The organism is Pseudomonas sp. TWRC1-2 (assembly GCF_049896685.1).
In the GTDB taxonomy this organism is placed as follows: Bacteria; Pseudomonadota; Gammaproteobacteria; order Pseudomonadales; family Pseudomonadaceae; genus Aquipseudomonas.
In genome coordinates, this window is sequence record NZ_JAFCUU010000001.1 from 874,392 (window position 1) to 889,292 (window position 14,901).

Below are 14,901 nucleotides of genomic sequence, written 5' to 3' on the forward strand. Positions count from 1 at the left end.
GTGCGCCTACAGAACAAGAACGAACCAGGACACGGCCGATTTATCCCACCGCGTCATCGCCCGGCCTGCCGAGCTAAATAGTCGCGACGGAACTTCGTTTGTCACGGGTAAGGGTCTGTGTGCCCAGCCCCCCTTTTTTCACTTTCCGGGAAGTACTTATGACCGACCCCAAGCGCGGCGCCTTCAACGGTTTGCTCGCATTGCTCAGGCCTTTTCGCACTATCGTGACGGTCTCCGTCGCCCTCGGCATGGCGGGGGGGCTGGCCATCACGTTGCTGCTGGCGACTATCAATAATGCCCTGCACTCCACCACCGGCATGACCCAGGGCGTGATCCTGACCTTTGCTGCGCTGTGCCTGTTGGCGCTGACCAGCTCTATCGTCTCGGATATCGGCACCAACTATGTGGGCCAACGGATCATCGCCGCGTTGCGCAAGGATCTGGGCGAGAAAGTGCTGTCGGCACCCATCGAGCAGATCGAGCGCTACCGAGCCCACCGCCTGATTCCGGTACTCACCCACGACGTCGACACCATCAGCGATTTCTCCTTTGCGTTCACGCCGCTGGCCATCGCTACCACGGTGACCCTTGGCTGCCTGGGTTACCTGGCCTATCTGTCGGTGCCGATGTTCCTGATGATGATCGTTGCCATTGTCATCGGCAGCAGCGTGCAGTTCATTGCCGGCCACAAAGGCATACGCGGCTTCGACGAAGCCCGTGATCTGGAAGACGAACTGCAACGCTACTATTCGGCAATTGCCTCGGGCGCCAAAGAGCTGCGCATCCACCGGCCGCGACGCTACCGCATGAACACCCACCGCATTCAGGAAACCGCCGACCAGATCAGCGATATCCAGGTGCGCTCCGTGAATATTTACATCGTGGCGAAAACCTTCGGCTCGATGCTGTTTTTCGTGGTCATCGGCCTGGCCCTAGCCATGCAAGCCTACAGCCCCAACCCTGACCCTGCGGTGATCACCGGCTTCGTGCTGGTGTTGCTGTACATGAAAGGCCCGCTCGAACACGTGGTCGGGTACCTGCCGATCATCGGCAAGGCGCGGATTGCCTTTGCGCGAATTACCGAGCTGTCTGATCGCTTCTCGTCCCCCGAACCGCACTTGCTGATGGACGGCAGCGAGGCGCCAACACCGGTGGTCAACAGCCTAGAACTGCGCGGCGTCAGCTACAGCCCACCGCCGGTGGAAGGCAGCGAGCCGTTCCACCTGGGGCCGATCAACCTGAGCATCAAGCAGGGCGATATCGTGTTTATCGTCGGCGAGAACGGCTGCGGCAAGACCACACTGATCAAGCTGTTACTAGGCCTGTATCAACCGCAGACAGGGGAAATCCGGCTCAACGGCGAAACCGTGACCGACCCCGTGCGCGATGACTATCGCCAATTGTTCACCACCGTGTTTGCCGATTATTACCTGTTCGACGATCTGGTTCAGGGCAGCGCTACTCAATCGCTGGACAGCGCGGCCAAGTACCTGGAGCGCCTGGAAATCGCGCACAAGGTCAGCGTCAAAGACGGCGTATTCAGTACCACCGACCTTTCTACCGGCCAGCGCAAACGGCTGGCGCTGGTCAATGCCTGGCTCGAAGAGCGCCCTGTGCTGGTGTTCGACGAATGGGCTGCCGATCAAGACCCGGCGTTCCGTCGCGTGTTCTACACCGAGCTGCTGCCAGACCTCAAACGCCTGGGAAAAACCATCATTGTGATCAGCCACGACGACCGCTATTTCGACGTCGCCGACCAGTTGGTGCGCCTGCGCGCGGGCAAAGTGGTGCCCGAGCTGGAACCGGCATGAAGTTTTTTTCCGGTTTCTTGGGATAGGAACGTCTCACTAGTGGTAATGAGAATTGACCTCAATAAACACTTAGAACTGCCCACTTAAAATCTAGAAGAGAATGCATCCATGCCAGCAACGTTCGGTCTGAGTCCCTTGAGCAAGGCACTCTCCATGCGCCGCCTCTTGAACATCCCTATCCTGCCAAGCACCATTGCCTTTGCAATGGCATTGCCGGTCGCGGGTTACGTGCAGGCTCAGGAAATCGAACTGAACGTACCTGCGCAGCCGCTGGGGAGCGCGCTTCAGGAATTCGGCCGTCAGACCAATTTGCAGGTGCTGTACAGCCCGACCGACGTAGAAGGCAAACAAAGCCACCCGATCAAGGGTAAGTTGCAACCCAATCAGGCCATGACCACCTTGCTGACGGGCACGGGCGTCAGTTACGACCTGCAAGGCAACTCGTTTACCATCAGCGCTGCGAAAACGTCGGCGCTGGAGCTGGGCGCGACCCAGGTCACGGCCAACCAGTTGGGGACCATCACTGAAGGTTCCGGCTCCTACACCCCCGGCACCATTGCCACCGCGACCCGCATGGTATTGAGCCCGCGCGAGACGCCGCAGTCGATCTCCGTGGTGACCCGTCAGGCCATGGACGACTTCAACCTCAAGTCGATCGACGACGTCATGCGACACACGCCGGGCATCACCGTGTCGACCTACGACAGCGAGCGCACCAGCTACTTCTCGCGTGGCTTCGCCATCCAGAACTTTCAGTACGACGGCATCCCGATCCTGCAGGATGCCCAATACTCGTCGGGTCACACCCTGACCGACACTGTGATCTACGACCGCGTCGAAATTCTCAAGGGCGCCACCGGCCTGCTCACCGGCGCCGGCGGCCCGGGTGGCACCATCAATATGGTGCGTAAAAAACCGACATCGGAATTCAAAGGCTATGTCGACCTGGGGGCGGGCTCCTGGGATAACTATCGTTCCGAAATCGATGTCAGCGGCCCGTTGACCGAGTCCGGCAATGTGCGCGGCCGCGCTGTCGCGGCCTACCAGGACAAACATACGTTCCTCGATCACTATCAGCGCCAGACCAACGTCTACTACGGCATCCTCGAATTCGACCTGGCGCCGGACACGTTGCTGACCATCGGTGGCGACTATCAGGACAGCGACCCGCAGGGTTCCAGCTGGTCCGGTGCGGCCTCGTTATTTGACTCAGCCGGTAATCGTATCAGCACGCCTCGCTCCTTCAACAACGGCGCCAAGTACAGCAAGTGGAAGCAGTACACACGCACGGGCTTCGCAACCCTGGAACACACGTTCGACAACGGCTGGGTCGGAAAGGCGCAGTACAACCACCAGATCAACGGCTATAAAGCACCGCTGTCGGCCCTGCTGTCGCCAGACGCAGTTACGGGCAAAGCCTCACTGCTGACCCGCACCTACATCGGTGAAACCACCAGTGACACCGGCGACCTGTATGCCACTGGCCCGTTCAGCCTGTTCGGGCGTGAACACGAGCTGGTCGTCGGCACCTCGGTCTCGCGCTCGCGCTGGCTGGGCAACGACTACACCAACGCCACCAACTACAACAACAGCCACGACTACTTCAACTGGGACGGCGACGCGCCCAAACCGGACCGTGGCCCCCGAACCAAAAAGAACGACGAGCTGACCCGCCAGAGCGCCGGCTACATCACCGGGCGTTTCAGTCTGGCGGATGACCTGCACCTGATCCTCGGCACCCGGGTCAACAACTACGAAGTCAGCGGCACCAGCCAGGTCAAGGACACCGGCAAGGTCGTGCCTTACGCGGGTATCACTTACGACCTCAACGACAACTTCTCGGCCTATGCCAGCTTCACCGAGATTTACCTGCCGCAAGACGACTACCGCGACCGCAACGACAAGCCGCTCGAACCGGACGAAGGCAAGAACTACGAGATCGGCATCAAAGGTGAGTTCTTCGATGGCCGCCTGAATTCGAGCCTGGCTTATTTCGAAGTCCATGAGAAAAACCGCGCAATCGATGACGACGACTACATCCCCAACAGCTACCCTGGGCTGGATTACGCGTCCAAAGGTACCGAAGCCAAAACCAAGGGCTACGAAGCGGAAATCTCCGGCGAACTGGCGCCAGGCTGGCAGTTGCAAGCGGGTTATACCCACAAGATCATGCGCGACAAACAGGGTGAGAAGCTCTCCACCTGGGAACCGGAAGACCAGGTCAATCTCTACACCAGTTACAAGCTCACCGGCCCACTGGACAAGCTGACCCTGGGCAGCGGCGTACGTTGGCAGGGTACCGGCTGGAAGTTGCTGAACAACTACGCTAAAGGCACCCAGGAAAACTTCTCCCAGGACCCGCTATGGGTAGTGGACGCGATGGCCCGCTACCAGGTGACCGAGAACGTGTCGGCAACCCTCAACGTCAACAACATCTTCGACAAGAAGTACTACACCAACATCGGCTTCTATAACTCGGCTTACTACGGTGACCCGCGTAATGTGATGCTCAGTACCCGCTGGAACTTCTGATCCAGCACGAGCCCCTGGTCATCGCCGATGACCAGGGGTTTTTTATTGCCCGTTGAAAAAGACGCTGTGTTGAATAACGCCCATAAAAAACGCCCCTGGGCAAAGGTCCAGGGGCGTTGCTTTTTGTCCAGAGCGTTACTTCATTGCATCAGCAAAGCTCTGCACGAACGCGGCGTTATCGATGATTCGATCATGGGTAGAGTCGATCAGTATTGACTGCTGAATGCACGGCCGGCCCATGACCTGCTCCATGCTTGCCTCTATCAACTGACGATGCTGGCCAGCCCGGCTTGCGGCAGCCCACCAGCAACTGATCGGCGCGTTGATCGGCTTGAAATCAGCGTCCTTGAGACGCTGGCCCAAAGTGCGGTCCAGCTCCCAGGAGATCTGCGCTTCATCCCCTTCAAGCAAGGTGCTCTTGATCTCCAGGAAAGTGTCACCCAGCGCACCTTCGGCCCAGGTACTGAAGGCCTGCCATTGCTGAGTCTCTTCGCCCGCAAGCGTCTGGCTTTGCAACCAGGCAGCCTGGATCGATTGGCTCGACTCCGGGAACATGACCTGTAACAGCTCGACACGCCGCTGATTTACCGGCAACTCACTGTCATCAGCCACCACCGCCGTTTCCCAATACGCCTTGAGCCAATACGGCGGCGATGCGTCGATCCAACCAACAACCTCCACCACGCGCCCGGCCTGCTCCAGCGCATACGCGACCTCCATGGCCAGATTGCCGCCCAGCGACCAGCCGGCCAGGCGATACGGGCCTTGCGGCACGGCGTCGAGCAGCTGGGCGGTGTAGTCCTCAACCATGGCCTGCCAGCCGGGCACGTCACTGCCCTCTTCAACCAAGGCCCGACTGATCACACCAAGCACCGGCCGCTGATCGCGCAGCGCCAGGCCAATGGCCTTATAGCAATGCACCGAACCGTAGCTGGGGTGGAACAGAAACAATGGCGTGCCTTGGGTCTGACTGTTGAGGTTGACGATCAGCGAGTGGCGGGTCTCGCCTCCCAGGCAAGCCACCTGCCCCGCCACTGTCGGGTTGAGCATCAATTGGCTGACTGACAGCACTGTTCCGGTGGCCTTGCGAATGCGCTCCTTGAGCATCAGCACCAGCAACGAGTGCCCACCCAGTTCAAAGAAGTTGTCATTCAACCCCACTCGCTCAACGCCCAGTACCTCGCGCCAGATAACCGCGAGGCGTTGTTCCAGTGGAGTCTGCGGCGCCTGGTAGACGCGATCATGCTGATCCGCACCGGGCGCCGGCAATGCCTTGCGATCCAGCTTGCCATTCGGGCTCAGAGGCATCTGCGCCAGCAGCACCCATTGCGCCGGCACCATGTAGTCAGGCAAATGCGCCAGAAGATACGCACTGAGGGATTCGCGCCAGCGCTCGCTCGGGGCCTGCAACACCAGATAGCCCACAAGCTGCTTGCCGTCGATGACCTGCACCGAGGCCTCTTGCACTTGTGGGTGTTCGAGGATGCGCGCCTCAATCTCGCCCAACTCGATACGCAGGCCTCGCAGCTTGACCTGATGATCCAGTCGCCCAAGGTATTCGATAACCCCGTCGGCTCGTTGGCACACGCGGTCGCCGGTGCGGTACAAACGCTCACCCGGCTGGAAAGGCGAAGCGACAAACCGCTCAGCCGTGAGCCCCGCACGTCGATGGTAACCGCGCGCCAACCCGACACCGCCCAAGTACAGCTCGCCCGCCACGCCCACGGCAACCGCCTGCAGATCCGCGTCCAGCACGTAGGTACGCAGGTTGGCGATTGGCTGTCCAATGGGCACCGTGTCACGCCCTTCGTCGACGCACACCCAGTGGGTCACGTCGATAGCCGCTTCAGTTGGCCCATACAGGTTATACAACGCGGCCTGCGGCAGTTTGGAGAAAACCTGCTGTTGCGCGTCCACCGGCAACGCTTCGCCACTGCACACGATGCGCTGCAAGGTATGGCAGGTGTCAACCGCGGTGTCTTGCAGAAAAGCCTGCAACATCGACGGCACGAAGTGCAGCGTGGTGACGCGTTCGGCGTTAATCAACGCCACCAACCTGGCGGGGTCGCGATGATCACCGGGTGCGGCCACCACCAGGCGCGCGCCAGTCATCAGCGGCCAGAAGAACTCCCACACCGATACATCAAAGCTGAACGGCGTCTTTTGCAAGACTGTGTCACTGGCACTCAACGCGTACGCGTCCTGCATCCAGCACAAGCGGTTGGTCAGCGCCGAGTGACGGTTACCAGCGCCTTTGGGCTGGCCGGTGGAGCCTGAGGTGTAAATCATATAAGCGAGGTTTTCGTCATACAGCGCGATGCCAGGGTTGGCATCGCTGTAACCCTCGAACCAGGATTCCCCTACCACCAGGCAGTCCAGCCCTGGGGAAATCGGCAGCTGTTCCAAAAGATGCGCCTGCGTGAGTAACAGCTTCACGCCACTGTCTTGCAGCATGTAGGCCAAACGCTCGCGCGGGTATTCAGGGTCGAGCGGTACGTAAGCGCCACCGGCCTTGAGCACCGCCAGCAGGCTGACGACCATTTCAATCGAACGCTCTACGGCTACCCCAACCAATACATCCGGTCCGACACCCGCCTCCATCAAACGATGGGCCAGGCGGTTGGCACGGCGGTTGAGCTCGGCGTAGGTCAGGCGTTGTTCGGCAAAGATCAAAGCCGGTGCATGCGGGGCACGCTCGACCTGTGCTTCGATCAATTGATGAACGGGCTGCTGCGTATAGTCCTGCTCGGTAGCGTTCCAGTCTTGCAGCGCCACCCGTTGCTCTGTGCGGTCCAGCAACGGCAGCTGGCTGACCCGCTGCTGCGGGTCGTCGAGCATGCCTTGCAGGATATTCTGCCAATGCTTAAGCATGCGCTGAAGCATGGCAGGCTCGAACAAGTCAGTTGCATAAGTAAGTGTGGCCCAGATGCCATCCGCCGATGCCTGGGTGTCCAGGCTCAGGTCGAACTGCGCGGTCTGGCTGCCCCAGTCCAGGCCTTCCACACGCAAGTCAGGCAAGTATCGGCCTTGAGTGGCCAGGCCTGCATCGCTCTGGTGGTTGAACAATACTTGGAACAAAGGGTTATGGCTCAGGTTGCGCTCCGGCTGCAGCGCTTCGACCAATTGCTCGAGCGGCAGGTCCTGGTGGCTCTGGGCATCCAGGCTGCGGCGCTTGACCTGCTGCAGCAACTGGCGAACGGTGATTTGCTCGTCGAGGTCGGCCTTGAGCACCTGGGTATTGACGAAAAAACCCACTAGACGTTCGACGTCGACACGGTTGCGGTTGGCAATCGGCACACCCACGCGAATGTCCTGCTGGCCGCTGTAGCGATACAACAGGCTCTGGAATGACGCGAGCAACAGCATAAACACCGTCACACCTTCGCGCTGCGCCAAGGCGTTGAGCCCGGCGGCCAGTTGCGCTGGCAACTCGACGTCCAGGCTCGCGCCACGATAGCTTTGCACCGCCGGGCGCGCACGCGCCGTCGGCAGCTCCAATACGGGTTGCTCGCCACCCAGCAGCTCGCGCCAATAGGTCAATTGGCGCTCACGCTCCCCGGCCGCCATCCACTGGCGTTGCCAGTGCGCGTAATCGGCATACTGCAACGGCAACGCCGGTAACTGCGCCACCTCGCCCTGGCGATAAGCACCATACAACTGCACCAGTTCATCGACCATAACCTGCATCGACCAACCATCGCAGACGATATGGTGCTGCACCAATACCAGCACATGCAGGTCTTCGGCCAGACGCATCAGCGTGACGCGCAGCAGTGGCCCTTGCTGCAGGTCGAAAGGCCGGGCAATTTCGGCCTCCACCTGTTGCTGCAGCGTGCTTTGAAGGGCATCTACACGCGTAATCAGCACCGGTTCGGCCGGGTGAATCACTTGCACCACAGCCTCATGCTGCTGGTCGATACGGGTGCGCAAGCTCTCATGCCGTGCGACCAGCGCGTCAAAACTGCATTGCAAGGCCTGCTGATCAAGCTGACCGCTCAGGCGCAAAATACTCGGAATATGGTAGGCAGCGCTGTGAGGGTCCAGTTGCCATAGGAACCACTGGCGCTCCTGCGCAAATGACAGCACCAACGGCTGGTCCCGCTCGATCGCCACCATCGGCGGCGCCAAGTCACGATCAGCGGCCTGCAGTGCCAGCACAAACCCTTCCAGTTGCGGCTGTTCAAACAAGGTACGCAGCGCCACTTCGCGCTCAAGCAGTTGACGCACTCGGGAGATCACCTGCATGGCCAGCAACGAGTGCCCGCCCAGCTCGAAAAAGTGGTCCGTCAGACCAATACGCTCGGCCCCCAACACCTGAGCCCAGATCGCCGCCACCTGCTGCTGCAATGGCGTGACCGGTTCAATCCACACGCCCTGCGACTGCGCTGTATCCGGCTGCGGCAGGCCTTTGCGATCAAGCTTGCCGTTGGGGGTCAATGGCATTTGCGTCAAAAACACAAAGTGCGCCGGGACCATGTAGTCCGGCAGGCAGGCTTTGAGCGCTCTGCGCAGGGCTTCGCGAAATTCGACCGCGTTGATCAACGCAGGGTCAGCGGGGACCACATACGCCACCAGCTGTTTGCCGGTCGGACCGTCCTGGGCCACAACCACGGTTTCACCGACGCTGTCCTGTTCGCGCAGACGTGCTTCGATTTCGCCCAGCTCGATACGGAACCCACGGATTTTTACTTGATGATCGACACGGCCGAGGTAATTCACCACACCATCAGGGCGACCACGGGTGAGGTCGCCGCTGCGATACACACGGCTGCCAGGTTTGCCGAACGGGTCCGGCACAAAGCGCTCGGCGGTCAGTGCCGGACGCTCCAGATAACCGCGAGCCACGCCCTCCCCGCCCAGGTACAACTCACCTGCCACGCCGATCGGTTGCAGGTTCAGTTGCGAATCCAGTACATAGCCGCTGCGGTTGCCCAGCAGTGTGCCAATCGGTGCGTAGACGGCGCCGCAGGGGTCGCCACGATGGGCTTTCCATAGCAACGGCGTAACCACGGTTTCCGTCGGGCCGTAGCCGTTGAACAGGTAGGTCGGCTTGAGCGCACGCCACGCCAGGTCGTAGCTGGCCTGCGCCACTGCGTCACCGCCGAAGCAGTAAACACGCACTGGTGGTGGGTTACCGTCGCGCTCGGCATGTTCAGCCAGCTGTTGCAGATACACCGGCGGGAACACGGCCATGGTCACGTTATGGCGGTGCATTTGCGCGTAGGTGTATTCCGGCAGCCACAGGCTATCGTCGCGTATCAGCACACTGGCGCCATTGATCAGCGGGTGCATCCAGCCTTCGTGGGCGCCGTCGAACGCGAAGGACATGAAGTGCAGTTCGCAATCGGCGGGGGACGTTTCATAGCGTTCGCCGGTGGCGATGATATGCGCCACCAACGGGCCGTGGGAAACGGCAACGCCCTTGGGCATGCCGGTAGAGCCTGAGGTGTAGATCACGTACGCAAGGTTGTCGCCGTCCAACTGCACCTCGGGCGCGGTATCGCTGTAATCACACCACAATTCGGTGCGATCAATCGCCAGGCTGTCCAGGCCTTGCGGTATCGGTAGTTGCTGCAAGGCACTGGTGTGCGTCAGCAACAACTTCGCGCGGCTGTCTTGCATCATGTACAGCAGCCGATCACGTGGGTATTCAATATCCAGCGGTACATACACACCACCGGCTTTCATGACCGCGAGAAACGCGACCATGATCTCGGCACTGCGCGGCATGGCGATGGCCACGCGCACTTCCGGGCCGACACCACGGGCGATCAGCGCGTGAGCCAGGCGGTTGGCTTGGCGGTCCAATTCCCCATAGGACAAGGTCTGCGCGTCGAACTTGACCGCCACTGCATGCGGGTTTCCCCGCGCGTGATCAGCGAACAACTCATGCACCAGACGCTCGGCCGAGAAGCCTGCATCGGTCTGATCCCACAGGTTCAGAATGTGTTGCTGCTCGTCGCTGTCCAACAGGTTCAATTGGCCAATGTTCTGCTGCACATCGGCAACCATCGCCTGCAACAGGTTTTGCCAGTGACGCGCCATGCGCTCGAGGGTCGCAGGCTCGAACAAGTCGGTAGCGTAGCCCAGCGAAGCCCACAGCCCCTCGGAGCTTTCATGCACATCTAGATCGAGGTCAAAGTGCGCGGTACGGCGCTCCCACTCCAGGCCTTCAATGCGCAAATTGGACAGCGTCTGCGACTGCGCGCCCAAGCGCCCTTCGCTTTGATAGTTGAACATCACTTGGAATAACGGGTTGAGGCTCAGGCTGCGTTCCGGCTGCAGGGCCTCCACCAGCTGTTCGAACGGCAGGTCCTGGTGGGCCTGGGCATCTAGCGCACGCTGTTTGACCTGGGCCAGAAGCTCGGCAACAGTGATAGGCCCGTCGAGGTCGACCTTGAGTACCTGAGTGTTGACGAAGAAGCCAATCAGGCGCTCGGTTTCAACGCGGTTGCGGTTGGCAATCGGCACACCGACGCGGATGTCTTGCTGGCCGCTGTAGCGGTGCAGCAACGCCTGGAACGAGGCCAGCAATAGCATAAACATCGTCACGCCCTGAGCCTGGGCCAGGGCTTTAAGACTGTCGACCAGGCCGGCGGGCAACGGCACATCGAGGCGCGCGCCGCGATGGCTCTGTTGCGCGGGGCGTTGGTGGTCGAACGGCAATTCCAATACCGGTTGCTCGCCACCCAGCAGTTCGCGCCAGTAGGCCAGTTGGCGCGCCCTCTCACCAGCGTCCATCCAGTTACGCTGCCATACGGCAAAGTCGGCGTATTGAATCGGCATCGCCGGCAATTGCAACAATTGCCCCTGACTGAACGCCTGGTAGAGCTGCACCAGCTCATCAACCATTACCTGCATCGACCAACCGTCGGAGACGATATGGTGCTGCACCAGCACCAGTACGTGGTCATCCTGTGCCACACGCAGCAACGTCACGCGCAGCAAAGGCCCTGCTTGCAGGTCGAACGGACGCGCGATTTCGGCTTCTACCTGCGCCTGCACGTCGTGCTCGTGCACGTCTACGCACTGGATGGGCAACGCCATCTGCGGGCGAATAGCTTGCCGTGCACCGTCCGGTTGCGGTTCGACGTAAGTGCGTAGGCTTTCATGGCGAGCGACCAGCACATCGAAACTGCGCTGCAACGCCGACGTATCCAGCGGCCCCTTGAGGCGCAGGGCACTGGGGATATGGTACGCGGCACTGCCTGGGTCCAGCTGCCAGAGGAACCACTGGCGCTCCTGGGCATAAGACAGCGGTAACGGTTGATCGCGTCCGACCTGCACAAGTGCCGGCGCCTGTTCACCCTCGACCGCTTCCAATGCGTGCAACGCTGCGGCGAAGCCTTCAAGACGCGGTTGTTCGAATACCAGTTTGAGTGGCACTTCACGTCCCAATTCATGGCGCAGGCGTGAAACCACCTGCATCGCCAACAACGAATGGCCACCCATTTCAAAGAAGTGGTCGGTCAGCCCGACCCGCTCTGCGCCGAGGATTTGCGCCCACACGGCGGCTATCTGCTGCTCCAGCTCGGTGACCGGTGCAACCCAGGCCTGCAGCGATTGGCTGGCGTCGGGTTTGGGCAGCGCCTGACGGTCCAGCTTGCCATTAGGGTTCAACGGCATGCGGTCAAGGAAGACCAGGTGGGCCGGCACCATGTAGTCCGGCAGCTGTTCACGCAGCCTGGCCTTGAGCGCTTCGGCGTCGTGCTGCTCGGCGACCAGGTAGGCAACCAGTTGATTGTCGGCCGCCAGCACCAATGTTTCGCGCACCCCGTGCTGGGCGAGCAACAGCGCTTCGATTTCGCCCAGTTCGATACGGAAACCGCGGATTTTGACCTGGTGGTCGACCCGCCCCACATACTCAATCACGCCGTCGGCGCGGTAGCGTGCCAAGTCGCCGGTGCGGTAGAGACGCTCGCCGACTGCACCGAACGGGTCCGGCACAAAGCGCTCAGCCGTAAGCAGTGCGCGGTTCAAATAGGCACGTGCCAAGCCACAGCGGCTGGCGATGTACAGTTCGCCGACCGCCCCCAACGGCGCCAGGTTCAGGTCGCGGTCCAACACGTACAAAGCGCGGCCCGGCAATGAGCTGCCAATGGGGCTGGCCGTGGCACCGATGACTTCACTGCTGCAGGTGCAGTCCAGCACACTCGACACCACCGTCGCTTCGGTCGGCCCGTAGGTATTGAGCAATCGTACATGGCCCAGGCCGGCTTTCAGCCATTGCGCCGGCCCCTCCAGCGGCATGGCTTCACCGCCGATATGGACCTGGCGAAGCGCGCCGTAAGCGCGCGGCCCGGCCGCCAGGCAATCGAGCAGAAACAGGTTCCAGTAGGCGGTCGGCAAGTCGGCCAGGGTAATGCCCTGCTTGATAATTTCCTCATACAACCGAGCACTGTCCCACAACTCGGGGCCACGCAGGATTACCGTGGCGCCGTGGGTCAGCGCCGGGTACAACTGCTCCACGAACCCATCGAAGTTCAGGGTTGCAAACTGCAACACGCGATCCGCTGGGGACAACTGCGAATAGCCGGCGGCAATACTCGAGAATTCCGTGAGTGCCGCGTGGTTGATCGCCACGCCCTTGGGCTTGCCGGTGGAACCGGAGGTGTAGATCACGTAGGCCAGGCTCTGTGGATCGACCCAGACCCGGGGGTTGACCTCGGAGGTGCCGTGCAGCACGCCATCGATGCGATCGATATCCAGCCGCGCAATCTGCTCCGGAAGCGGCAATGGCACTGACGATTGACACAGCACCAGGCGCACGGCGCTGTCTTCAAGCATGTGCAACAGGCGTTCGCGCGGGTATTGCGGATCCAGGGGCACATAAGCGCCCCCGGCCTTGAGCACCGCCAGCAGGCTGACCACCATGGCAAACGAGCGCTCCACCGCCACGCCCACCATCACCTCGGCGCCAACGCCCTGGTTGATCAGGTAATGGGCCAGGCGGTTCGCTTGCCGGTTCAGCTCGGCATAGCTGATGGACTGCTCGCCCAGGCACAAGGCGATAGCCTCAGGCTGTTGCCGCGCCTGCGCCTCAAACAGGCCGTGCACGCCTGCGGGTTCCACGAACGCCGCAGCACTGTGATTCCAGTCCTGCAAGAGGCCGCACTGCTCATCATCGGTCAACATCGGCAGTTGCGCGACGCGATCGCCAGCGCCTGCAACTACGGCCCGCAACAGTGCCTGCCAATGCTGCGCCATGCGCTCAACAGTGGCCGCGTTGAACAGGTCGGTGGCATAGGTCAACGACGCCGCCAGGCCTTCGGGTGTCTCCTGAGTATCCAGGCTGAGGTCAAACTGCGCGCTCTGATCGCCCCACGCCAACGCCTCCAACGCAAGCCCCGGCAATTGCTGTGCGGCCTGCGCTTTATGGCCTTCGGTCTGGTGGTTGAACATCACTTGAAACAGCGGGTTGTGGCTCAGGCTGCGCTCGGGCTGCAAAGCCTCGACCAATTGTTCAAAGGGCAAGTCCTGATGACTCTGGGCTTCCAGAGCTCGCTGCTTGACCTGGGCCAGCACTTGGCTGAAGGTCATTTGCCCGTCGATATCAGCCTTCAAAACCTGGGTGTTGACGAAAAACCCGATCAGACGTTCGGTTTCTGCGCGGTTGCGGTTGGCGATCGGCACACCAACACGGATATCCGACTGGCCGCTGTAGCGATACAACAGCGTCTGAAACGACGCCAGCAACAGCATGAACAGGGTCACCCCCTCGCGCTGCGCCAACGCCTTGAGACCATTGACCAGCGCCGCATTCAGGCTGATATCCAGACGCGCGCCACGGTAGCTCTGAACCGCCGGCCGTGGGTGGTCCAACGGCAACTCCAGCACTGGCTGCTCACCGCCCAAGCGCTCACGCCAGTAACCCAGCTGGCGCTCCTTCTCCCCTGCCTCCATCCAACTGCGCTGCCACAGCGCGTAGTCCGGGTATTGAATCGGCAACTCGGGCAGCCGCACGTCTTTGCCCTGACTGTAGGCAACGTACAACTGCACCAGCTCATCGACCATAACCTGCATCGACCAGCCATCAGACACGATATGGTGCAGCACCAGTACCAGCACGTGCTCATCCGGTGCCAATTGCAGGACCTTCACCCGCAGCAAGGGGCCTTGCTCCAGGTCGAAAGGTTGGGCGACCTGCGCTTGCACCCATGCCTCAAGCGGCAACGCATCGGCGGTTTCGTAAGCAACGTCAACGTGAAGTTCCGGGCGGACCACCTGCAACACTCGGTCAACATCCTGATACAGATGGGTGCGCAGGCTTTCATGGCGGGCAACCAAGGCATCGAAGCTGCGCTGCAAGGCCGCCCGATCAAGTTGGCCTTTCAAACGCAGCGCCCGTGGCAAATGGTAGGCAGGGCTCTGCGGCTCCAGTTGCCACAAAAACCACTGCCGTTCCTGGGCATAAGAGAGTCGCAGCGGCTCGCCTTCCTGACGCTTGAAAACCGGGGCAATCTCAAACAGGTTGATGCCTTGTTGCTTGAGCATTACCGCCAACGCTTTCTTTTGTTGCGCCGAAAGTGAACCTACCGACTCGATTAATGCTTGCACG

General features: G+C 60.8%; 3 protein-coding genes. 2 read left to right on the forward strand and 1 reads right to left on the reverse strand.

Going from position 1 to position 14,901, the window contains the following annotated elements; all coding sequences use genetic code 11:
- The first annotated feature begins 158 nt into the window (after positions 1-158).
- On the forward strand, positions 159-1,811 hold the full coding sequence (locus tag ACP7B3_RS03930; protein WP_145165723.1) for a cyclic peptide export ABC transporter: 1,653 nt from the start codon (positions 159-161) through the stop codon (positions 1,809-1,811).
- Positions 1,812-1,964: 153 nt separating this feature from the next.
- Positions 1,965-4,343, forward strand: coding sequence for a TonB-dependent siderophore receptor (locus ACP7B3_RS03935; protein WP_426177983.1), 2,379 nt, complete (start codon positions 1,965-1,967; stop codon positions 4,341-4,343).
- Between the two features lie 135 nt (positions 4,344-4,478).
- On the opposite strand, the gene ACP7B3_RS03940 is transcribed toward ACP7B3_RS03935, so the two are convergent.
- Positions 4,479-14,900, reverse strand: a complete 10,422-nt coding sequence (locus ACP7B3_RS03940; protein WP_426177985.1) for an amino acid adenylation domain-containing protein — start codon at positions 14,898-14,900, stop codon at positions 4,479-4,481.
- Between the last annotated feature and the right edge of the window lies 1 nt (position 14,901).

Bases quoted from the DNA above. Each gene is read 5' to 3' on its own strand.
- ACP7B3_RS03930 (WP_145165723.1), top strand. From the start codon at position 159: ATGACCGACCCCAAGCGCGGCGCCTTCAACGGTTTGCTCGCATTGCTC.
- ACP7B3_RS03935 (WP_426177983.1), top strand. From the start codon at position 1,965: ATGCGCCGCCTCTTGAACATCCCTATCCTGCCAAGCACCATTGCCTTT.